The following is a 21,450-nucleotide window of genomic DNA, read 5'->3' on the forward strand; positions in this document are numbered from 1 at the left end:
CGAACGGCCACCTCCGGACGAAGGCTGACGTCGGAGAGTAACGGACCACTCGACGAAGGAAGGCCGAGGATCCGCCGCGACGACCACGGGCCCGGACCGATCCCGCCCGACCCACGTCACTACTGACCTGTCCAGTACCGCTGCATCAGGGCGACGGCTTCCTCCTTGGTCATCCCGACGATCTCGGACTCGTCCACCCCTGCCTTGGTGACCAGGAGGTGGACGAGATCAGCGGGCAGAGCGTCCGGACGAGCCCGGGGCCCTCCACGATCCGGCGGAACCCTGTCGCGGACGCATTCCCAGAACGTGTGCTCATCCACTTCGAGCTGGTCTCGAAGGATGTGGGACCACATACTTCTTCCATAGCCGGTCCTGTCCACAGGACGGGAGGCCCGGGTCCTCAATATCCGGCCATCGGGGAGGCCGAGTTCGTACGTGACGTGATGGGTGCCGGTTCTTCCACGGGAATCACGAACCCGGCTCCACCCTTCGACATGGCAGAAACGCTCGTGGTCATCCCTCGTGGGGTGAGGATGATGGATCATCCGCGTTCCCCCACGATCCAGGATCGCAACTGCTCATCGTCGCTGAGGCCGATCAACTGCACGAGCCCCCAGTTGTTCTCGTGGTTGGGGCTGTCCGCCAACCGGTCCTGCCAGTCTTCGGCGTACTCACGCAGGGAGTCGACCATCTCCATGACGGCCTCATCGAAGGTCGCCGCGTCCGCGGCGACCGGGACACCGGGGACGAAGAGGGAGAAGCCGTCTGCTTCGGCCACGACCTGAACCTGCCAAGGAGCCACAGCGGACAAGTACCCGCGCAGACGTTCCACATCGACCACCGCCGTTCTGGCCGAATGTCTACGAACGGTGGCGACTCGACCGCGCTCCGCCGCGTCCAACAGATCCTTCAAGTGTCCCCTGGCCTCGGAGTAGCTGTCGAAGTGAACCGCGCCCATGTGGCACCCCCATCGGAATCGCTTGACTCTCTCATCATACGTACTCCGAGTACGTCACGTACTTCTTTTTGGTTTCCTCGTGTCTGAGCGCTACCGGGACACCGGGAACGCGAAAGGGGGAGACGGTCGGGCCGTCTCCCCCTCAAGGCGCTGTGGATCAGCTGCAACCGCTGGTGGCGCCGCAGCCCTCACAGGCGTAGCAGCTACCCGAGGGCCGCATCTTCGTCCCACAGATGATGCACAGCGGAGCGTCGGCCATGAAGCCTCCCGAGTCCGGGCGCGGGGCCGCCGACGTCTCGGCGGGCTCCTCGGTCCGGTTGGACGGCGCGGCGGACTGGGCGTAGGACTCCACCTGGGTGGCGACCTGGGTCGGGTCCTCCCCGTTCAGCTGTGCCTCGCGCTCGGAGGCCGACAGCACGCCCAAGGCGGCCCGCTCCTCGTAGGGCAGGTGGTCCAGTGCCAGGCGACGGAAGATGTAGTCCACCACCGACTGCGCCATGCGGATGTCCGGGTCGTCGGTCATGCCGGCCGGGTCGAAGCGCATGTTGGTGAACTTCTCCACGTAGGTCTCCAACGGGACCCCGTACTGCAGGGCGATGGAGATCGCGATGGAGAAGGCGTCCATCACCCCGGCCAGGGTCGACCCCTGTTTTCCGAGCTTCAGGAAGACCTCACCGAGTCCGTCGTCCGGGTAGGAACCGGCGGTGATGTAGCCCTCGGCGCCGCCCACGGAGAACGAGGTGGTCTCGCTGGGCCGCTTCTTGGGCAGTCGACGGCGCACCGGTCGGGGCGTCTGGGCCACCTCGACCTTCTCCGGTGCGGCCTTCTCCTCGCTCTTGCCGGTGGACAGCGGCTGGCCGACCTTGCAGTTGTCGCGGTACACCGCGAGGGCCTTGAGGCCCAGACGCCAGCCCTCGTAGTAGATGTGCTCGAAGTCGGCGACCGTGGCCCCCTCGGGCACGTTCACCGTCTTGGAGATGGCGCCGGACAGGAACGGCTGCACCGAGGCCATCATGCGCACGTGACCCATGGGCTCGATGTAACGGTGGCCCATCGCGCAGTCGAACACCTCGTAGTGCTCGGAGCGCAGCGAGGGCGCGTCCACGACGTGGCCGTTCTCGGCGACGAACTCGACGATCGCCTCGCTCTGCTCGGCCTGGTAGCCCAGGTTCCCCAGCGCCCTCGGGATCGCCTGGTTGACGATCCGCATGGAACCGCCGCCGACCAGCTTCTTGTACTTGACCAGCGAGAAGTCCGGCTCGACCCCGGTCGTGTCACTATCCATCATGAAGCTGATGGTTCCGGTGGGCGCGAGCAGCGAGGCCTGCGCGTTGCGCCAGCCGTTACGCTCGCCGACCTTGAGGCAGTCGGCCCACTCGGCGGTGGCCGCCGCGTGGATGGGCTCTTCCAGGGTGCCCACGGTGCGCAGGTCGTCGTTGGCGGCGGCGTGCTTGCGCATGACCCTCTTGTGGGCCCGCTCGTTGCGCTTGTAGCCGTCGTACGCGCCCACCACACCGGCCATCTCGGCGCTGCGGCGGTAGGCGGTTCCGGTCATCAACGAGGTGACGGCGGCGGCCACCGCGCGACCGCCGTCGGAGTCGTAGGCGTGCCCGGTCGCCATGAGCAGGGCGCCCAGATTGGTGTAGCCGATGCCCAACTGGCGATAGGCGCGGGTGGTCTCACCGATCTTCTCGGTGGGGAAGTCGGCGAAGGTGATGGAGATGTCCATCGCCGTGATGACCAGCTCGGTGAGCCGGGTGAAGTTCTCCACGTCGAAGGAGTCGTCCTCGCGCAGGAACTTCAGCAGGTTGATCGACGCGAGATTACACGAAGAATCATCCAATGAGAGGTATTCACTACATGGGTTACTCGCGCTGATTCGTCCGGTTTCGGGGTTGGTGTGCCAGTCCTGGATGGTGCCGTCGTACTGGATGCCGGGGTCGGCGCACTCCCAGGCCGCACGGGCCATGCGGTGGAACAGGTCCTTGGCGTCGACCGTGGCGACGACCTCGCCGGTGGTGCGGGAGGTCAGACCGAACTCGGACCCGGACTCCACCGCACGCATGAAGGCGTCGGAGACACGCACGGAGTTGTTCGCGTTCTGGTACTGGACGCTGAACATGTCGTCGCCGCCCAGGTCCACGTCGAACCCGGCGTCGCGCAGGGCACGGATCTTGTGCTCCTCGCGCGCCTTGGTCTCGACGAACTCCTCGATGTCGGGGTGGTCGACGTCCAGCACGACCATCTTGGCGGCCCGACGGGTCGCGCCGCCGGACTTGATGGTTCCGGCGGAGGCGTCGGCGCCGCGCATGAAGGAGACCGGCCCGGAGGCGGTGCCACCGGAGGAGAGCAGCTCCTTGCTGGAGCGGATGCGGGACAGGTTCACACCCGCGCCGGAGCCGCCCTTGAAGATGATCCCCTCCTCCTTGTACCAGTCGAGGATCGACTCCATCGTGTCGTCGACCGACAGGATGAAGCAATTGTGGACACGTAGGCTCCCAGAGAGGTACTCACCACTCTCGGTCTGAATGTCGTAGACCTCCATCGGGCCAAGGTCCTCGATGTGGGCGATCTGAAGCGTCTTGTGTTCCTTGGCCGCCCTTCCTTCCCGCTCCAGGCTGCGTTCCAGCTTGTTGCTCTTCATCTCGTCGATGAAACCGATCTCGGCATGGAACAGGTCGCGTTCGCCCAGGGGCTGGATGTTCAGAGAGTAGAGGTCGTGGCGGTCGGGACGGGAGTCACGCTTCACACGCACCCTGGAGAAGATCCCGAAACGGGTCAGAAGCTGCTGTGCGCCCCTGACCAACTCCTCCGAGATCATGTCGAGACCGATCAGGGTGGATCGCCGCCGGTCCGAGACGTAGCCCTCGGCCTGAAATAGGCTACGGAGGTAGGCCCGCACCACGGGTAGCGGAGCGGTGAAGAGTTCAGGAGGCGTGACCATGTCCACACCACGGGTTCGCAGCCCCCAGCGACCAACGAACTCCTTCAGACAGTTCCCATAAAGACGAGTACGGCGGCAATCCAGGCTCGTGTCCTGGGTCTGCACCTTCGTCTCCTTGCGGTGGACGTCGGGGAAAACCCGGTCCAAGGCGGAAGTGACCCACTCCAACTCATCCTGGGTGACGGTGATCGCTTCGATGGTGAGCGATTTATTGGTCCCCTGGTACTGCCCGACGAACCCGTCGGCTTGAAGCCATCCCGCGAGTGCGGCTTCGGCTATGTTGCTGGTACGGATCTCCGACTCGCCATGGCTCTCCTGGCGATGCCATTGCAGACTGTCCCCGGGACGGAGTTCTCCCGCTGGGAGGAAACGCCCATCGGACAGCGCCGCTCCCTCGCTCTTCCACACCCAATGATCCGCTGTGACGTCGAGACGGTGGCCTGCCTTGGTGTGCAGGCGCAGCACGTTCTTCACACCGTTGGCCTTGGTGGCCACGATTCGGGTGACGCCGTGCGCGTCGAGAACCTTGGTTCCCACGGCGTCCTGTTCCACCAGGGAACCGATGGGAACAAGGCCGGCCGGGGTGCTGACCAGGGAGTCATAGGGCTGGCACGCTGAAACCTGCTTCGAAGAGGTGGTCCCGACGTTGAACCACACCGGGGAGTTGAAGCTGAAGTACTGGTTGGCGAGGGCGTGCTTGAGCTCGTGGTCGAAGATCTCGGCGTCCTCCTCCGAGGCGAAGTAGCCGCTCTCGAGTCCGGTCTCGGTGTAGACGCCGACGACGCGGTCGATGAGCTGCTTGAGGCTCCACTCGCGTTCGGGAGCGCCGAGCGCGCCACGGAAGTACTTGCTCGCCACGATCTGGGTGGCGTTCATCGACCAGGTGGTGGGGAACTCCACGCCGCGCTGCTCGAAGTTGACGCTGCCGTCACGCCAGTTGGTCATGACGACGTCGCGACGCTCCCAGTCGAGGGTGTCGTAGGGGTGGACGCCCTCGGTGGTGAAGACGCGCTCGATCTTCAGCCCCTTGGGCCCCTTCTTTCCCTTGCGACTCGTCGAACCGCTGCTGGTCTCCGTCATGACGCTCCCCGAAGTGTCTGCTGTGCGCGGACCGGCCATGACCGCGCGGGTTCTCGCCGTCGCTGCGGTCTCGGGCGGTTTCGGTGAACGCCCGGGCCCGCTATGAGGCGGTGTCGGCCGTGGGCATGGCCGGATCGGAGCCCTCGTCCTCCTCGGACCCGTCCGCACGGTCGGTCCGCAGGCTGGCGATCTCCGCTTCGAAGTCCGCCAGGCTCTCGAAGCCCCGGTAGACGCTGGCGAAGTGCAGGTAGGCGACTTCGTCGAGGTCGCGCATCGGGACGAGGATGGCCAGTCCGATCTCGTGGGCGGGCACCTCGGCCACCCCACGGCCGCGGATCTCCTCCTCGACCTGCTGGCCGAGTTTGGCGAGGGCGTCCTCGGAGACGGGCCGTCCCTGACAGGCCCGGCGTACCCCGGCGATGATCTTGCTCCGGCTGAAGGGTTCGGTGACCCCGGAGCGCTTGGCGACCATGAGCAGGACGGTCTCCTGTGTGGTGAAGCGTCGCTCGCAGACCGGGCAGGAGCGGCGTCGTCTGATCGCGGAACCGTCGTCGGTGGACCTGCTGTCGATCACCCTGGTGTCCGGATGACGACAGAACGGACAATACATCCTGGTTCACCTGCTTCCCTATACCCGAACCACAACCCTTGAGTCTACCTAACCACAACTTCTAGGCACATACCCCATTGGTAACACCAGATGTTGTGGTCGAACCTAGACCCCGGGGGCACGGGCCGCAACCCGCCCCTAGGCGTGTTCCTCAAGTGGGGGCTCAGGACCCGCCTCCACCGGGGAGGAGGTCTCGAATACGTCGGGGGTCGCCCCCAAGGATAAGGGGACCACGCCCGGGGGAACCCCGTTCGGCGCGCGTTCCACAGGTGAGGAATCCCTTGCCCTACGGGCTTTCCGGCATCCACCGCGGCCTCCGAGGACACACGCCGGGGCCACCTCGGGCCAACCCCCGGGAAAGCCGTTTTCGGCATTCGGCGGACAGCGATGAGGGAACGCGTGTACATACTTGACCGAGGGTCCTCGGAAAGGCCCGCCGAAAAGGCGAAGGCACCGACCTCCGTCGCTCGAACGCTTGTTTGATATCACCGTGTGCAACGACTAATCTTGGCCTTGATTTACCGCCGGTTTCGCCGTCTCGTCCACTCTCGGGACGTCGGGCCCGGCACCGGGCACCCGTACAGGCCCTGACCGAACCGAACGCCGAGGAGGCCCGGCCGTGCCGGAGGACAACACCGAGGTCGTCGACCCCGGAAACACCACCGTTCTTCCGCCCGTGGGTGACACGGGCGATGCCGTGCCCCAAGCCCCCAAACTGACCGCGCGCCAGCAAAGCGTTCTCAACTGCATCCAGCGCTATGTGCGTGAGCGCGGTTTTCCGCCGTCCATCCGAGAGATCGGTGACGCCGTCGGTCTTTCCAGCCCCTCCAGCGTCGCGCACCAACTCAAGGTGCTCCAGCACAAGGGCTACCTGCACCGGGACCAGAACCGGCCGCGCGCTGTCGAACTGCGCGCCCCCGGCCGCGACACCGCGCAGAGCATCACGCCCGAGGAGCTCACCGCGGACGCGACCCGGGCCGCCTCGGTGCCGCTGATCGGTCGGATCGCCGCCGGTGGCCCGATCCTGGCCGAGGAATCGGTCGAGGACGTCCTGGCGCTACCGCGTCAGCTGGTCGGCGAGGGTCGGCTGTTCATGCTGACGGTGGTCGGCGACTCGATGACCGACGCCGCCATCACCGACGGCGACCTCGTGGTGATCCGTCAGCAGCCCACCGCCGAGAACGGCGACATCGTCGCGGCCATGTTGGACGACGAGGCCACCGTCAAGGTGCTGCGTCGCGGGGACGACGGCCACGTGTGGCTGATGCCCCGCAACGACGCCTACGAGCCCATCAACGGCGACGCCGCGACCATCCTCGGCAAGGTCGTCACGGTCATGCGCCGCGTCTGACCCCTGTCGGGGACGGCGACCGTACCGCCCCGGCCACGCCCATCAGGGCACGGCCGGGATGGTGCGGGAGGGCATGGCCGATACGCTGAGGGGCGTGTCCATTCCTGCCCACACCCCCGTCGCCCGTGGCCGCGTACGACGCCGTGGCCGCTCGGTCGCGGTGATCGCCGCCCTCACCCTGCTCGTCTCGGCCTGTGGCCCCACCGAGGAAGAGGGCCCCGAGCCGCCGGGGGTGAGCGGCGCCGAGCGCGAGCTCAGTTTCGAGGGTGGCGGGTTCACCGTCGACGGCACGTTCACCGCGCCGGAGGAGAGCGCCTCCGAGAACACGGTTCCGGGTGCGCTCATCATCTCCGGTAGCGGCCCCACCGACCGGGACGGCAACAGCGCCGGCCGCCCCGAGGCCGAGACCAACCTCAACCTGTCCCGGGTCCTCGGCGAGGCCGGAGTGGCCTCCCTTCGCTACGACAAGCTGGGCAGCGGTGACCCCGCCACCTTCGACGACGAGGTGAAGGAGGCCCTGGAGGAACCGGTCGACCCCGAGGTCTTCGACGCCCAGATGGCCGCCGCGTACGCGGAGCTGATCGAACAGCCCGAGGTGGACCCCGAGCGCACGATCGTCGTGGGCCACAGCGAGGGCGCACTGTACGCGCTACGCGCGCACGAGGTGCTCGATGGCGCCGAACCCGCCCTGGTGCTGGCCGCCCCGCCGGGGACACGCATGCTCGACGTCATCGACCGTCAGCTCTCCGAGCAGGTGCGGACCGCCGAGGCGCAGGGTGCGCTCGGTGAGGCCGAGGCCGTGCGGATGCTCTCCCACGCCCGGACGTCGCGCGCCGCCGTACGGGGCGGCCAGGAGTTGCCCGAGGGCGACACCACGGGTCTGTTCTCCCCACAGAACCGGGACTTCCTCGCCTGGATCGACGCCTTCGACCCGCCCGAACTCGCCGCCGCGTTGCCCGAACGGACCCCCGTACTGGTGCTGTGGGGCGATGAGGACGCCCAGATCACCCGAGCCGAGGTCGATCGGCTGATGGGAGGCCTGGAGGGCGCCGAGCGGGTGGACCTGGCCGGGGTCGACCATGTGCTGCGCGAGTACGACGACTCCCCCGGTGCCGCCGCGTTGGACGCCGACCGGGCGTTCTCGCCCGAGGTGGCCCCGGCGGTGCAGGAGTTCGTCGAGGGTCTGTGGTGAGACCGCTCAGTCGGTCTCGTCCGCCTCGATCTCCTCGGGGAGTTCCGCCACGATCGACCTGACCAGCCGCTCGGATTCGGCTGCGGCGGCCTCCCCGTCGACCGACCCGACGGCGTCGTAGTCGGTGGAGGCGGTGTAGCAGGATTCGAGGTAGAGGTTGGAGACTCGCACGCCGGTGCAGCCGACCTCGAAGGCGCCGATCTCCACCCAGGTCAGGGCCTCGTCCCCGAGATCGTCGACCGGTCGTGGCTCGTTGCCCGCCGCGGTGGACTCCAGGGTGTCGGCGGTGGTCTCGTCGCCGCCCTCGACCGGGGCGGCGACCAGCATGAGCGTGGCCGCGGCCGGGACGGCGGTTCCGCCTTCCCGAGGGGTGGCCCAACGGCACTGCGATCCGGTACCGAAGGTGTCCTGGGTGCTGCCGACGCTCTCCTCGATCTCCAGGTCGTGGTCGGGAACGAGCTCGGTCAGGACCTCGGTCTCGCCGATGGCGCATTCGGGGGCGGCCTCATAGGCACCGTGTTCGGCCCCGCCCCGGAGCAGGTACCAGATCAGCCATCCGGTGAGCGCGGTCGCCACCAGTACGAGCGCGACGAGGAGGACGACCGCGAAGGTCCTGCTCTGCGGCGGCGGCGCTCCGGGGTCGGTCTCGTAGGTACCGCTCACAGCGCCTCACCGATTCGACCGGCCACGTCCACGGCGGTGTCTCGGGCGTCCTCGAAGGAGACGGGGTCTCCGTCGGACTCCCCGGTGTAGGTGACCCGCACGAACAGGTTGGTGGTGTGGAAGGCGAGTTCGGCGGTGCCGGGGAGCTGTCCGCGCCAGACCTCGGCGCCGGCGGCGCCGGGGAGTTCGACGGGTTCGCCCCGGGCCGGGACCATGGCCTGGTGTGCCAGGGCCGCCGCCTCGTCGCCACTGACGGCGGGTTCGGCCGAGGCGTCGGTGAAGCGGGCCGCCAGGTCCACTCGCAGGATCGTCCGGTCACCATCGGTCGCCCCTGCGGTGCTCCACACGCAGACGGTGTTCTCCCCACCGCTCAGGGGACCTTGTTCGTCGGTCTCCAGGACGGCCTCGGGCAGTACCTCGGCGAGTGTGTCCTCGGGGACCGCGGCACACGTGGGGGCCGCCGTGTGGGTGTCTTCGCCGCCGGGCAGGTCGGGGTCGTCGGTCGCCGCCCACATGCCGCCGCCGATGGCCGTTCCTGCCACCACCACCGCGCCCACGGCGATGATCGACGCCCTCACCCACGGTCGGTGCAGGGCTCGACCATCCTTCGAAGCGCCCACCGGGCCACCGCCTCCCTATGTGTGTTGCGCCCAACGGTAGGGGGCGGTGGCCGCGGTCGCGACCACCGCCCCCGTCGGGTGTGTCAGCCGACGACGATGTTGACGAGCTTGGGTGCCCGGACGATGACCTTGCGGACCGTCTTGTCCCCGATGAAGCCCTGGGCCTTCTCCGAGTCCAGCGCCAGGCGCTCCAGTTCGGCGGGGTCGATGTCGGGGGCCACCGACAGCTTGTCGCGGACCTTGCTCTGCACCTGCACCACGCAGGTGACCGATTCCTGGACCAGCAGTTCCGGGTCGGCCTCGCGCCAGTTGCCGACGGCGACACTGCCGACGTGCCCGAGCTTCTCCCAGCCCTCCTCCGCCACGTAGGGCGCGAACAGGGACAGGGCGATGGCCGCGAACTCGGCGGCCTCGCGCACGGCCGGGTCGGCGGCGCCGGGGCCGGAGTCGATGGCCTTGCGGGCGGCCGAGACCAGCTCCATGCATCGGGCGATGGCCACGTTGAAGCGCTTGTCCTCGATCAGTGCGGTGATCTGGTCGATGGAGCGGTGGGTGGCGCGACGCAGCTCGGTGTCGCCCTTGGTGAAGTCCACGCCGGGCTCGGTGGCGGCGCCGGCCTCGTGCATGACCCGGTAGGCGCGGTTGAGGAACTTCAGCGCGGCGGTGGGCGAGACGTCGGCCCAGTCGACGTCCTCCTCCGGCGGGGAGGCGAACAGCATGGTCAGGCGGACCGCGTCGACGCCGTACGCGTCGATCTCCTGGCCCAGGTCGACCCCGTTGCCCAGCGACTTGGACATGGCCCGGCCCTGGTTGATGACCTGGCCCTGGTTGGTCAGGCGGGCGAAGGGCTCGGTGAAGTCGAGCATGCCCATGTCGTGCAGGACCTTGGTGAAGAACCGCGCGTACAGCAGGTGCAGGGTGGCGTGTTCCTTGCCGCCGATGTAGTGGTCGACGGGTCCCCACTTGTTGACCGTCTCGGTGTCGAAGGGGGCGGTGTCCAGCTGCGGGGAGCAGTAGCGCCACGGGTACCAGGACGAGTCCACGAAGGTGTCCATGGTGTCGGTGTCGCGCTCGGCGGCCCCTCCGCACGAGGGGCAGTCCACGTTGACCCAGTCCTTGGCGGCGGCCAGCGGGGAGATGCCCTTGGGCGCCAGTTCGGCGCCCTTCAGGTCCGGCAGGGTGACCGGCAGCTGCTCGTCCGGGACCGGGACCTCGCCGCAGGCGGGGCAGTGGACGATCGGGATCGGGGTGCCCCAGTAGCGCTGGCGGGACAGCAGCCAGTCGCGCAGGCGGAAGTTGACGGTGGCCCGGCCGGTGCCGCGCTCGGCCAGCACCTCGATGATGCGTTCGATGGCCTCGGTCTTGGACAGGCCGTCCAGTGGACCGGAGTCGCGCAGGACGCCCTCACCGGTGGTCGCCACGCCGGTCTCGACGGGGTCGGGTTCGCCGGTCTGGACCACGACCCGCACCGGCAGGTCGAAGGCCTTGGCGAAGTCCAGGTCACGCTGGTCGTGGGCGGGCACCGCCATGATGGCGCCGTGACCGTAGCCTGCCAGGACGTAGTCGGCGGCCCAGACGGGCATGCGCTCGCCGTTGACCGGGTTGACGGCGTAACGGCCCAGGAAAACACCGGTCTTGGGGCGCTCGGTGGTCTGGCGCTCGATGTCGGAGAGCTTGGAGATGTCGGAGCGGTAGGCCTCGAAGGCCTCACGCCGCTCGGGCGCGCACAGCTGCTCGGCCAGGTCGGCGTCGGCGGCCACCACGAAGAAGGTGGCTCCGTACAGGGTGTCGGGCCGTGTGGTGTAGACGGTGACCGGCTCCTCGCGGCCCTCGATCTCGAAGTGCACGTCGGCACCGGTGGAGCGGCCGATCCAGTTGCGCTGCATGGCCAGGACCTCGTCCGGCCAGCGGCCGTCGTCCAGCTGGTCCATGTCGTCCAGCAGCCGCTGGGCGTAGTCGGTGATCTTGAAGTACCACTGGTTCAGGGCACGGCGTTCGACGTCGGAGCCGCAGCGCTCGCACTTGCCCTGGATGACCTGTTCGTTGGCCAGCACGGTCTGGTCCTTGGGGCACCAGTTGACCAGCCCGTCCTTGCGGTAGGCCAGACCCCGGTCGAAGAACCGGGTGAACAGCCACTGGTTCCACTTGAAGTACTCGGGGTCACTGGTGTGGATGCGCCGGGACCAGTCCACGCCCACGCCGTAGCGGGCCATCGACGCGGCCTGCGTCTCGATGTTGGCGTAGGTCCACTTCTCCGGGTGGGAGTTGTTCTTGATCGCCGCGTTCTCCGCGGGCAGACCGAAGGAGTCCCAGCCGACCGGGTGCAGGACGTTGTCGCCGTGCTGGAGGCGGTAGCGGCCGATGACGTCGCCGATGGCGTAGGCCTCGGCGTGGCCCATGTGCAGGTCACCGGAGGGGTAGGCGAACATGTCCACGATGAAGGAGCGGGGACGTTCGTCGGCGGGATCCTCGTTCGCGCGGAACGGGAGTTCGGCGGCCCAGCGCGCCTGCCACTTGTCCTGGAGGGCGCGGGCGTCGTAGGTGTCGCCCGTCGTCTGGTCGCCGTCTACCGCTGTCATCGCTCAGTGTTCCCTTGGCCGTTTCCTGGTGTGTCGAATTCAGGTTAGCGGCTGGCGGGCCCCTTCGCGGACCGGTTTTCGGGCGACCGCGGTCCGGTTCGTCACGGAGCGTCGAAGGGGTATCGGTGGTTTTACGGACCCCATGCCCCTCCACACCGACCGCCCGGTTTGTTACTCTGCCGTTCAAGTGGCGCAGAACACACGTCGCAGGTCATGCCTGCCGTTCGTCGCACCTGTTCCTCAATGACATGCCGCGGGAGGCCCCCATGTTCAACCTGTCCACTCTCTTGGAGGACGGTGCTCGTTCCGTTCCGGAGAAGGAGTGTCTGGTCTTCGGCGACACGCGTCTGAACTATGCGATCACCGACATGATCGCGAACCAGGTCGCGAACCTGCTCGTGTCCCGTGGGATCGGGCCGGGGGACCGGGTGGCCCTGGCCAGCCCGAACCTGCCCTACTTCCCCTTCGTGTACTTCGGCGCGCTCAAGGCGGGCGCCGTGGTCGTCCCGTTGAACGTGCTGCTCACCCCGCGTGAGATCGCCTATCACCTGGAGGACTCCGGCGCCAAGGCCCTGTTCTCCTTCACCGGCTCGCCCGAACTCCCGCTGGGCGAGCGGTCCTTCGAAGCCTTCGGCCGGGTGGACACCTGTGAGGTCTTCATCGACATGCCTGCCGCGGCGGGCGCCACCGAGTCCGACATCGAGGGCGCCGAAACGATCTGGGCGGCCCTGAACGGTCAGCCGGGCACCTTCGAGACCGTCCAGCGCAACGGCGACGACACGGCCGTCATCATCTACACCAGCGGCACCACCGGACGCCCCAAGGGTGCCGAGCTGAGCCACACCAACCTGATGATGAACGCCGTGGTCTCCGCCGGACTGGTCAACCCCCACCCGGACGGGCGTGACGTGTCCCTGGTGGTGCTGCCACTGTTCCACATCTTCGGTCAGACGGTCATGCTCAACGCCGTCCTGTACCGGCACGGAACGATGGTGTTGCTGCCCCGTTTCGACGGCGCACAGGCCCTGGAGCTCATGCAGAAGGAGGGCGTCACCGGTTTCGCGGGCGTGCCCACCATGTACTGGGGTCTGCTCAACGCCGCCCGGTCCGCCGAGGCCGAGTACGACCTGGAGCGGATCGCGGACGACGTCGTCGACGCCGTCTCGGGTGGTTCCGCGTTGCCGGCCCAGCTCGCGGAGGACTTCACCAAGCTCTTCGGGGTGGGCATCAAGGAAGGTTACGGCTTGTCCGAGACCTCCCCCGTGGCCTCGTTCAACAACCCCGCCACCGGCGCCAAGACCGGCTCCATCGGCCGCCCGGTGTGGGGCGTGGAGATGAAGCTGATCGACCCCGAGTGGAACGAGGTCGTCAAGGAGGGCGAGGAGGACCCGGTGGGTGAGATCGCCGTCCGCGGCCATCTGATCATGAAGGGCTACCACGACCGCCCCGAGGTCAACGCCGAGGTGATCAAGGACGGCTGGTTCCGCACCGGTGACGTCGCCCGCCGTGACGACGACGGCTTCTACTTCATCATCGACCGGTCCAAGGACATGATCATCCGCGGTGGTTACAACGTGTACCCGAGGGAGGTCGAGGAGGTCCTGATGACCCACGAGGCGATCAGTCTGGCCGCCGTGGTGGGCGTCCCCCACCAGACCCACGGCGAGGAGATCAAGGCGTTCGTGATCCTCAAGGACGGTGCCGAGGCCACCGCCGAGGACCTGACCGCCTTCGCCCAGGAGAGACTGGCCGCCTACAAGTACCCGCGTCAGATCGAGTTCCGCGACGAGCTGCCGATGACCTCCACCGGCAAGATCCTCAAGCGTGAGCTGCGCGAGGGCTGATCCCGCCACGGGTTCGAGGGCCGCTCCCCTTTTCGGGGGGGGCGGCCCTCGACGCGAGCCTCCCCGGCTCTCAGCCCTTGACGGCGCCTTGGACCAACCCGGCCACCAGCCAGCGCTGGACCAGGATGAAGAACACCATCACCGGGATGGTGATGATCGTGGAGGCCGCCATGACGTGCCCCCAGTCGTTGGCGTACTGACCGAAGAACTGACGCAGCCCGACCGCGACCGTGTAGTTCTCGCTCTGGGTCATGAAGGTCATCGCCAGGACGAACTCGTTCCAGGCCACGATGAAGGAGAAGATGGCGGTGGCCACCAGGCCGGGCGCCACCAACGGGAACAGCACCTTCCAGAACATCTGCGGCCAGGAGGCGCCATCGATGTAGGCGGCCTCCTCCACTTCCTTGGGCACCGCCGCCACGAATCCGCGCATCATCCAGATCGCCAGGGGCAGTGACAGCGCCACGTAGGCGACCGCCAGACCCAGCACCGTGTTGAGCATCTGTAGGTCCCGCACCTGGATGAACAGCGGGATGACCAGGGCCTCCAGCGGCACCATCTGCACGACGAGTACCAGGACCAGCACGGCCGTGCGGAACCGGAATCGGAAGCGGCCCACGGCGACCGCCGCCAGCATCGCGAGGACGCAGGCGATGGCCACGGTGATCGCGGCGACCGTCAACGAGTTGCGCAGGTACAGGAGGAAGTTGGCCTCCACCAGGACGTACCTGAAGTTCTCGAAGGTGAAGGAGGTCGGCAGCAGCGCGCCCCCACCGGAGGTGGCGCTTTCGGAGAACGCGCTGACCAGCATGAAGTAGACCGGGAACAGGGTGAAGAACAGCAGGAGGGAGACCCCTGCCGCCTTGGCGACGACACGGCCCAGGCGCAGGGAGTTCCCCCGTTTGCGGGCGGCCCGCACCTGTGCGTCCCAGTCGGTCTCGTCCCGTCCTTCGACGGTCCGGGAGCTAGAGGTGACCAACGGACCTCCTTTGACGGCGATGGTCCCGAAGCACCCCGGTCTCGGCCGGGTAGGTACTCGCGGGACATGGCCCAGGGCGTGTTCCGTGGATGCTGCCCGTCGCGAGCGGCGCATCCAGTGGTGCCGGCACAAGGCCGAAGAATGGAGTGCCCCTACTGTGCACACCTCGCAAGCTCGGCACTGTCGCACAGCGGGGGCCCGCCTGGGTTTGGCTGTCGACTGATGAGAACGCGGTGACGGTGCCACTGGGGCGTCGCGCAGCAGGGTATGTATTCGCGGGACATGGCCTAGAATCCCCCTCGTTCCCGAGGGCGAAGACGGTGAGGAGAGGTGTATGAGCGGTTTCGCCGAGCTCTCCCCCACCGAGGTGATCGCCGCGTGGATCCCGCACGACGCCAGGTTCCGCGCGAGCGCCGTCCGGCACGCCCGACGCGACCCCGGAGGTCGTCGACTGCACACGTACGTGGACGGGCTGGTCAACCGGGGCAACGACGCCGGCAGTCCACTCGACGAGGACGCCCTGCGGACCATGGCCGCCGTCCGTGAGGACCTGGAACGGCGTTCCCTGGCCTCGGTGGACTGGCGGGTGGTGCGCGAACGCCTGATCGAGGGTCTGGGCTGAGGGCGGGGCCGGGCGAGGCGTTCCCCGATTCGATCGAGATCTCATCTCAGCTCGTCCTCCCGGAACAGCGCGCGCAGGTAGACGATGGTCACGCCCAGGAGCAGCAGGGTGAGCATGACGGCGATGGCCGAGCCCATCCCGAAGTCGTTCTGGCCGAAGGACTTCACGTAGGACCACACGCCCAGGTTGAGCATCTCGGAACCGCCGACGTCACCGCCGGGCATCAGGTAGATCTGCGCGAACACCTTGAAGTCCCAGATGGTGGACAGCACCGTCACCACCGCGAACACCGGGCGCAGCGTCGGGAACGTGACGTGCCAGAAGCGCTTCCACGCGCCGGCGCCGTCGATGCGGGCCGCCTCGTACAGCTCCTTGGGCACGGTGAGCAGCCCCGCCAGCAGGGTCACCGCCACGAACGGGAACCCGCTGTGCACGATGTTGAGGGTGACGATGGCGTAGAACCAGAACCGGTCGGCGAACCAGTTGTAGCCGCCGGGGTCTACGACGCCCATCCCCATGAGCGCTTGGGCGATCACGCCCTGGTCGACGTCGAAGATCCAGATCCACACGTAGGTGCCGCTGACCGCGGGCATGGCCCAGGCCACCATGATGCAGGAGACCACGATGATCCGTGGGAGGGGCCTCAGCGTGGACAGCAAGAGGGCGACCAGCGTACCCAGCACGACAGTGGTCACCACCGCGACCACGGCGAACGTCAGTGTGTTGACCAGTACGGTCTGCCACAGGTACGGGTCGGTCAGCAGCGTGACGTAGTTGGAGAGCCCGATGAAGTCGGACTCCCCCGAGACCAGGTTGCGCAGCTTGAAGTCCCGGAAGGACAGCCACACGATCCGTCCGATGGGCAGGAGCAGCAGGACTCCGATGACACCCAGCGGCGGTACCAGTAGGGCCCACGGCAGGAGGGCGCGCCGCCCCCTCATGCTCAGGAGCGGCGCGTGCTTGGACCGTCGTGGGGCCACGGTGGGTCTCAATTGCCCTCGTTGAGGATGTTCTCGATGGTCTCGGCGGCGGTGTCGGTCGCCTCCTCGACACTGGCGTTACCGTTCAGGATGTCCTGCTGCATCTTGACGATCACGCCCTCGGCCTCGACCTGCGACCAGGCGGGGACGGCCGGGGTGCTCTTGCCGGCCTCCAGCAGCTGGGTCGCGAACGGTTGCACGAGCGGGTCCTCGGACTCGGCGTAGCCCTCGATCTCCTCGACTCCGGCGGGGAAGAAGCCGCTCTCCTCTCCCCAGCGTTCGAAGTACTCGCCGTTGGTGAGGAGGTCGACGTACCGCCAGGCGGCCTCTTCGTTGCCGGTGCCCTCGAACACCGACAGCAGCGACCCTCCGGCGAAGGATTCGGTGTACCCGTCCTCCTGGCCGGGCAGCACGAACACGCCGAGCCTGTCCTCCAGGTCGGGGTTGTTCTCGATGATGGCCTTGGGGTTGGAGCTGTTGGAGATCGCCATGATGGCCTGCTCGTCGGAGAGCGCCTCCATGACGTCGATCTCGTTCCAGTTGACCGCGCCCGTGGTGGACAGGTCGTCCTCCAGGGCCAGGTCGGTGAAGAACTCGACCCCGGCGCGCCCTTCCGGCGAGTCGATGGTGGAGCTCCAGGTGCCGTCGGCCTCCTCCACGGCGACCTCGCCGCCACCGCCCCAGATCCACGGCATGACCGAGTACTGGGCGTCGCCGGGCACCGGGAAGGCGATCATGTCCTCCTCGGCCTCGGCGAGGTCGAGCGCGGTGTCGCGCAGTTCCTCCCAGTTGGCCGGCTCCTCGTGGCCGTGCTCCTCGAAGATGTCCTTGCGGTAGATGATCGAACGGATCGACGCGTACCAGGGCACCCCATAGGCGGCGTCGTCGGCGACGCCCATCTCGTACATCTCCTGTTGGAACCGGGAGGGGTCGTCGATGTAGCCGGACAGGTCGTGCAGGACCCCGGCGTCGGCGTACTCCGGGGTGAAGGTGGTGCCCAACTCGACGACGTCGGGCAGGGTGTCGCCGGCGATCGCGGTGGAGATCTTGTCCTGGGCGTCCTGCCAGGGCACGAACTCGACCTCGACGCCGATCCCGTTGTCCTCTTCGAAGGCCGTCCCGACCTCGTCGAAGAAGGAGGTGGCGTCGGGGTTGGTGCCCTCCATGATCCACACCTGGAGGGTGTCGGTGTCGCCACCGCCGTCACCGCCGCCGCAGGCCGTGGCTGCGAGCACCAAGGCGAGTGAGGCCGCGGGGAGGGGAAGGTACTGGTGTACTCGTCTGCGTGCCATCGGCTCGCCTCCCGCTTTCGTTCGAGGGTCCCCTGAGGGTTGGTAGGAAACCTACGTAATTAACGCCGACTTGTGAAGTAAACCGCTGCCACTTGTTTCTGAGCTGTTAGGGAGTGCCGGGGAGCAGGCCCCTCACTCGCTCAGACCGGTGACCTGACGCAGGGTGGAGACCAGTTCGGCGCGCTTGTAGACGGCGAGGCCGATGGCGGCGTTGAACGCGGCGAGCATGTGGACGTAGACCATGGGATCGCCTCTGGTGAAGCGTTCGGCGACCTCCTCCTCACCCACCGAGTGCGCCTCCCAGGCGGTGGAGACCGCGAACTCCAGCTCCGGGGGGAGCATCTCGGCGACGGTACGGGCCACCGCCTCGCGGGAGTCGGCGGGCTTCCAGACCACACCGGTGGTCTGCACCCTGCGGCTGAGGAACGCCGCGATCACCTTCAGCTCGGACAGGACACCGTCGGAGTCGTCGGTGGCCCGTGGGATCACACCGTCCAGCTCCTCCCGGTTGTGGTCCACGTACGCGCCGATCAGCGCGATCGCGGTCTCCTTGACGTGGTCCGGCAGGTCGGGGCCGGGCCCGTGGTCGAAAGCGGGTTCAAAGGAGTGGTCGTCGGCGGACACTACGGGTCCCTTCGCGGCTGCTGGTACTGGACGCTGACCATGATGCCGCCTGCTCGTACCCGCGTGGGGCAGGTGGCGGGGCGGGGGTGTCCGCGCGCCGCGAACACCCCCGGTCACCTCACCCGACCCGACCTCAGAAGTCGGGCCGAAGCGGCATGTGGGAGGCGGTACCGTCCTGCTTGACTCCCAGGATCTGGTGGAGCTGCACGACGTCGCGCTCGAACCCGAGGACGCATCCGGCCATGTACAGGCGCCAGACCCTGGCGGTGCCCACGCCGACCTCCCGAACGGCCTCGTCCCAGTTGTGCTCCAGGTTCTCGCCCCAGTGGCGCAGGGTCAGGGCGTAGTGTTCGCGCAGGTTCTCCTGATGGCGGATCTCGAACCCGTTGTCGTTCATGGCGGTCTGGATCCGGCCGGGGCCCTCCAGCTCACCGTCGGGGAACACGTAGCGGTTGATCACGCCCCCGGGCTTCATCGGCGGCAGGTCGTTGCGCGGGCGGGTGATGCAGTGGTTGAGCAACCGGCCGCCCGGTACGAGCTTGTCGTTGAGCGACGAGAAGTATGCGTCCAGGTTCCTCGACCCGATGTGCTCGGTCAGTCCGATGGAGCTGATCCGGTCGAAGCTGCCGTCGGGCACGTCCCGATAGTCCATGTGGCGGATCTCGGCGAGCCCGGTCAGGCCCTCCTGGGCGATCTTCTTCGCGCCCCACTCGGCCTGTTCCTTGGACAAGGTCACGCCGACCGCCCGGACCCCGTGCTCGCGGGCCGCGTGGCGGACCATGCCGCCCCACCCGCAGCCCACGTCGAGCAGCTCCATGCCCTTCTCCAGGCCGAGTTTGCGGGCCACCAGGTCGTACTTGCGGAACTGGGCGCTCTCCAACGCCCCATCGAACGCGCCCACCCGTTCCAGACCGCCGTCCTCCTCGTCGAAGACCGCGCAGGTGTAGGTCATCGACGGACCCAGGACCAGTTCGTAGAACTCGTTGGAGACGTCGTAGTGATGGTGGATGACCTCGGCGTCGCGCTCCTTGGAATGGCGCGGCCCGCGCCCGAGCAGGGTCCTGCGACGCATCTCCTGGGGCGGCGGGGCGACCCGGTTGACGAACTTGACCCAGCCGACGGAGCGGACGATGTCGACGAGGTCGCGGGCGGACACGTTGACGCCCTCGGCGAAGGCGAAGTCCGTCATCCGTCTGAGCGCGGTGTACATGTCACCTTCGAGTTCGAGGTGACCGGAGACGTAGGCGCGGGTCAGGCCGACGGCGTTGGGTGACTGCGCGAGGTGGTTGACGGCGACCGGAGTGCGCACGTGCAACGTCACGTCGCTGTTCGGATCGCCCGCGGTGCTTCCGTCGTAGGCGGTGAACCGAACCGGTGCGTTCGGCCCCACGACACGCTCGAAGATCTCTGCAAGTCGCATCCTGCGTCCTTCCTCCTCACGGATGCGGCCCGACCCGCGGGTCGCGTCCCGATGGTGGTGTCCAGTTGCTCAGCGATTGCGTACGCATTTGGCGTACAGGTCCAACAGCCGACCCTGCGGGTCGTAGGTGTCCTTGAGGTCGCGGTAGGCGGAGCCGTTGTACAGGGCCCAGAACTCGTCCTCGGTGTAGAAGGCGTCCGAGTAGAGGGACTTGTGCCCGCCGAGCCGCGCGACCTCCTCCTCCACCCGGCGGTTGTGGTGGGCGTACCGCTGGTCCGGCTTCATGTCGACCAACCCCCAGAACCCGAAGTTCACGTAGAGGCGGTCGTTCTCCAGCGGGTAGAGCGGCCACACGTGCTCGCCGTCGGGCGTGTCCGGGCGGCGAGGCTCACGCAGCCGCAGCGGGCACATCCACACCGGGTTCATGCCGACCTCGGTGTGGAAGAAGTCCAGGAACTCGGCGCCGTGTTCGACGCCCACCTCGATGTCCTGGATAAGCGGTTCCTGTGGGCGACGTCCCCGGTAGTGGTTGAGCAGTCGGGAGAAGTCGCTGCGCCGATCCCAGGCGACCAGTCTGCGGTAGACGTCGGAGCGTTTGAGGGATCGCGGCCACAACGGCCGCACCAACGGGTTCTGGGTGCCGAAGGCCCTGGAGCACCAGAACCAGTCGGTGTCCCAGCGCCACAGGTAGTCGTGGATGGTGAGGTAGTCGCCGGGTCCGTCGCCCGCGTAGCGCGGGATGGACCGGTAGTAGATGTCGTTGCCCGTGTAGTCACTGGTCCAGGGGGCCTGGTCGGTGAAACGGGCCAGGGTCAGGTACAACTCGTCGGGGCCGAAGGCCACCCCGTCCACGAAGTCGACCCGGTCCCCGTCGTGCTCGGCCGCCGCGCTGATCCGGGCCAGGGCGTCCATCGCCTCGGCGGCGTCGGAGAACCTCAGATGGCGCAGGTGGACGTACGGGGACACCGGTTCGAGTTCGATGCGCAGCCGCAGGCCGTACCCGAGGGTTCCGTAGGAGTTGGGGAAGCCGTGGAACAGGTCACTGTGGGCGTTGTCGCGGGTGGCGGCCACCACCTCACCGGAGCCGGTGAGGATCTCCATCTCCTGCACGGACTCGTGCGGGAGCCCGTTGCGGAACGAGGACGACTCGATGCCCAGCCCGGTGACGGCCCCACCCAGGGTGATGGTGCGCAACTGCGGTACCACCAGGGGCATGAGTCCGTGCGGCAAGGTGGCGGCGACGAGTTCCTCGTAGGTGGTCATGGCGCCGACGTCGGCCAACCGTTCTACGGGGTCGATGGAGATGACACCGGCGAACGCGGACACGTCGAGGGCCGGAGCGGAGGAGGGCTCCCTGAACCGGAAGAGGTTGGATGTGGGCTTGGCCAGGCGGACCGGGGCGTCCGCGGGCAGGGCCCGATAGTCCCTGCTCAACTTCTGGGCCGCCGCGAGGTGTTCGGCAAGGCCCGTACCGGGGCCGGCGTGGCCGAAGGCTCTGTGCTGCGGAGTCGTACCGGACTGTTCACGGGTCATACCGGCTCTCTCCTGACGATTCGCGAGGCTCAGCGTGGATCGGCCGGGCCCGGACCTTGTGCCGCGCCGGACCGGCCGACCACTCTGTTCTATCCACCGGTAACGGTTCTGTGCCACCCCATTCCGGTACGTGTCCTACCCACTCTCGGCCGCTTTCGG

17 protein-coding genes are annotated in these 21,450 nt (G+C 67.6%); 4 read left to right on the plus strand and 13 right to left on the minus strand.

What is annotated here, in order from left to right:
* Positions 1-119: 119 nt before the first annotated feature.
* The 4 genes from NLI01S_RS26325 to nrdR form a co-directional block, all read right to left on the minus strand.
* Positions 120-353, minus strand: a complete 234-nt coding sequence (locus tag NLI01S_RS26325) for a hypothetical protein (RefSeq protein ID WP_223809195.1) — start codon at positions 351-353, stop codon at positions 120-122.
* 188 nt (positions 354-541) lie between these two features.
* Positions 542-958: a prevent-host-death protein gene (locus NLI01S_RS11265; protein ID WP_067603412.1), complete on the minus strand. Its 417-nt coding sequence runs from the start codon at positions 956-958 to the stop codon at positions 542-544.
* A 157-nt stretch (positions 959-1,115) separates the two neighbouring features.
* On the minus strand, positions 1,116-4,982 hold the full coding sequence (locus NLI01S_RS11270; RefSeq protein ID WP_067603413.1) for a vitamin B12-dependent ribonucleotide reductase: 3,867 nt from the start codon (positions 4,980-4,982) through the stop codon (positions 1,116-1,118).
* A 100-nt stretch (positions 4,983-5,082) separates the two neighbouring features.
* Positions 5,083-5,592 carry a transcriptional regulator NrdR gene (gene nrdR / locus NLI01S_RS11275; RefSeq protein WP_067603414.1) on the minus strand — a complete coding sequence of 170 codons (510 nt, stop codon included), beginning with the start codon at positions 5,590-5,592 and terminating at the stop codon, positions 5,083-5,085.
* A gap of 676 nt (positions 5,593-6,268) precedes the next feature.
* On the opposite strand from nrdR, the gene lexA reads away from it, so the two are divergent.
* Both lexA and NLI01S_RS11285 read left to right on the plus strand, forming a co-directional pair.
* The gene (gene lexA, locus NLI01S_RS11280) at positions 6,269-6,943 is read left to right on the plus strand and encodes a transcriptional repressor LexA (RefSeq protein ID WP_223809198.1); all 675 of its coding nucleotides are present in this window, start codon (positions 6,269-6,271) and stop codon (positions 6,941-6,943) included.
* A 58-nt stretch (positions 6,944-7,001) separates the two neighbouring features.
* Entirely contained in the window at positions 7,002-8,135 is a 1,134-nt protein-coding gene (locus tag NLI01S_RS11285) for an alpha/beta hydrolase family protein (RefSeq protein ID WP_067603418.1), read from the plus strand.
* 6 nt (positions 8,136-8,141) lie between these two features.
* Here NLI01S_RS11285 and NLI01S_RS11290 read toward each other — a convergent pair whose 3' ends face one another.
* From NLI01S_RS11290 to leuS, 3 genes are all read right to left on the minus strand, one after another.
* Positions 8,142-8,798: a hypothetical protein gene (locus tag NLI01S_RS11290; RefSeq protein WP_067603419.1), complete on the minus strand. Its 657-nt coding sequence runs from the start codon at positions 8,796-8,798 to the stop codon at positions 8,142-8,144.
* Positions 8,795-9,418: a hypothetical protein gene (locus NLI01S_RS11295; RefSeq protein ID WP_307601218.1), complete on the minus strand. Its 624-nt coding sequence runs from the start codon at positions 9,416-9,418 to the stop codon at positions 8,795-8,797. The genes NLI01S_RS11290 and NLI01S_RS11295 overlap by 4 nt, the downstream gene beginning before the upstream one ends.
* Before the next feature lie 83 nt (positions 9,419-9,501).
* On the minus strand, positions 9,502-11,997 hold the full coding sequence (gene leuS / locus NLI01S_RS11300; RefSeq protein WP_067603423.1) for a leucine--tRNA ligase: 2,496 nt from the start codon (positions 11,995-11,997) through the stop codon (positions 9,502-9,504).
* A 266-nt stretch (positions 11,998-12,263) separates the two neighbouring features.
* On the opposite strand from leuS, the gene NLI01S_RS11305 reads away from it, so the two are divergent.
* Positions 12,264-13,841 (plus strand): long-chain-fatty-acid--CoA ligase, encoded by a 1,578-nt coding sequence (locus NLI01S_RS11305; RefSeq protein ID WP_067603424.1) that lies wholly within the window; start codon positions 12,264-12,266, stop codon positions 13,839-13,841.
* A gap of 70 nt (positions 13,842-13,911) precedes the next feature.
* On the opposite strand, the gene NLI01S_RS11310 is transcribed toward NLI01S_RS11305, so the two are convergent.
* Complete coding sequence (locus tag NLI01S_RS11310; protein WP_371850610.1) at positions 13,912-14,652, minus strand: carbohydrate ABC transporter permease; 741 nt, start codon at positions 14,650-14,652, stop codon at positions 13,912-13,914.
* A gap of 502 nt (positions 14,653-15,154) precedes the next feature.
* Here NLI01S_RS11310 and NLI01S_RS11315 point away from each other — a divergent pair.
* Entirely contained in the window at positions 15,155-15,442 is a 288-nt protein-coding gene (locus NLI01S_RS11315) for a hypothetical protein (RefSeq protein WP_067603425.1), read from the plus strand.
* 41 nt (positions 15,443-15,483) lie between these two features.
* Here NLI01S_RS11315 and NLI01S_RS11320 read toward each other — a convergent pair whose 3' ends face one another.
* The 5 genes from NLI01S_RS11320 to NLI01S_RS11340 all read right to left on the minus strand — a co-directional run bounded on the left by NLI01S_RS11320 (position 15,484) and on the right by NLI01S_RS11340 (position 21,291).
* Positions 15,484-16,383 carry a carbohydrate ABC transporter permease gene (locus NLI01S_RS11320; protein ID WP_067603495.1) on the minus strand — a complete coding sequence of 300 codons (900 nt, stop codon included), beginning with the start codon at positions 16,381-16,383 and terminating at the stop codon, positions 15,484-15,486.
* 47 nt (positions 16,384-16,430) lie between these two features.
* The gene (locus NLI01S_RS11325; protein ID WP_067603426.1) at positions 16,431-17,714 is read right to left on the minus strand and encodes a sugar ABC transporter substrate-binding protein; all 1,284 of its coding nucleotides are present in this window, start codon (positions 17,712-17,714) and stop codon (positions 16,431-16,433) included.
* Positions 17,715-17,846: 132 nt separating this feature from the next.
* Positions 17,847-18,338 carry a hypothetical protein gene (locus tag NLI01S_RS11330; protein ID WP_067603428.1) on the minus strand — a complete coding sequence of 164 codons (492 nt, stop codon included), beginning with the start codon at positions 18,336-18,338 and terminating at the stop codon, positions 17,847-17,849.
* 133 nt (positions 18,339-18,471) lie between these two features.
* A complete protein-coding gene (locus NLI01S_RS11335) occupies positions 18,472-19,758 on the minus strand; it encodes an SAM-dependent methyltransferase (RefSeq protein WP_067603430.1) in 1,287 nt (428 codons plus the stop codon).
* Positions 19,759-19,827: 69 nt separating this feature from the next.
* Positions 19,828-21,291, minus strand: coding sequence for an FAD-binding oxidoreductase (locus tag NLI01S_RS11340; RefSeq protein WP_067603432.1), 1,464 nt, complete (start codon positions 21,289-21,291; stop codon positions 19,828-19,830).
* Positions 21,292-21,450: the final 159 nt, after the last annotated feature.

Origin of the sequence: Nocardiopsis listeri NBRC 13360 (genome assembly GCF_001570765.1) — a bacterium.
In the GTDB taxonomy this organism is placed as follows: domain Bacteria; phylum Actinomycetota; class Actinomycetes; order Streptosporangiales; family Streptosporangiaceae; genus Nocardiopsis; species Nocardiopsis listeri.

What these genes read in the sequence shown, in the direction of transcription:
- NLI01S_RS11305 (WP_067603424.1), top strand. Translation starts at nt 12,264, where the DNA reads ATGTTCAACCTGTCCACTCTCTTGGAGGACGGTGCTCGTTCCGTTCCG.
- NLI01S_RS11340 (WP_067603432.1), bottom strand. Translation starts at nt 21,291, where the DNA reads ATGACCCGTGAACAGTCCGGTACGACTCCGCAGCACAGAGCCTTCGGC.
- NLI01S_RS11335 (WP_067603430.1), bottom strand. Translation starts at nt 19,758, where the DNA reads ATGCGACTTGCAGAGATCTTCGAGCGTGTCGTGGGGCCGAACGCACCG.
- NLI01S_RS11265 (WP_067603412.1), bottom strand. Translation starts at nt 958, where the DNA reads ATGGGCGCGGTTCACTTCGACAGCTACTCCGAGGCCAGGGGACACTTG.
- leuS (WP_067603423.1), bottom strand. Translation starts at nt 11,997, where the DNA reads ATGACAGCGGTAGACGGCGACCAGACGACGGGCGACACCTACGACGCC.
- nrdR (WP_067603414.1), bottom strand. Translation starts at nt 5,592, where the DNA reads ATGTATTGTCCGTTCTGTCGTCATCCGGACACCAGGGTGATCGACAGC.
- NLI01S_RS11270 (WP_067603413.1), bottom strand. Translation starts at nt 4,982, where the DNA reads ATGACGGAGACCAGCAGCGGTTCGACGAGTCGCAAGGGAAAGAAGGGG.
- NLI01S_RS11310 (WP_371850610.1), bottom strand. Translation starts at nt 14,652, where the DNA reads ATGCTGGTCAGCGCGTTCTCCGAAAGCGCCACCTCCGGTGGGGGCGCG.
- NLI01S_RS11320 (WP_067603495.1), bottom strand. Translation starts at nt 16,383, where the DNA reads ATGAGGGGGCGGCGCGCCCTCCTGCCGTGGGCCCTACTGGTACCGCCG.
- NLI01S_RS11325 (WP_067603426.1), bottom strand. Translation starts at nt 17,714, where the DNA reads ATGGCACGCAGACGAGTACACCAGTACCTTCCCCTCCCCGCGGCCTCA.
- NLI01S_RS11285 (WP_067603418.1), top strand. Translation starts at nt 7,002, where the DNA reads ATGGTGCGGGAGGGCATGGCCGATACGCTGAGGGGCGTGTCCATTCCT.
- NLI01S_RS26325 (WP_223809195.1), bottom strand. Translation starts at nt 353, where the DNA reads ATGTGGTCCCACATCCTTCGAGACCAGCTCGAAGTGGATGAGCACACG.
- NLI01S_RS11315 (WP_067603425.1), top strand. Translation starts at nt 15,155, where the DNA reads ATGAGCGGTTTCGCCGAGCTCTCCCCCACCGAGGTGATCGCCGCGTGG.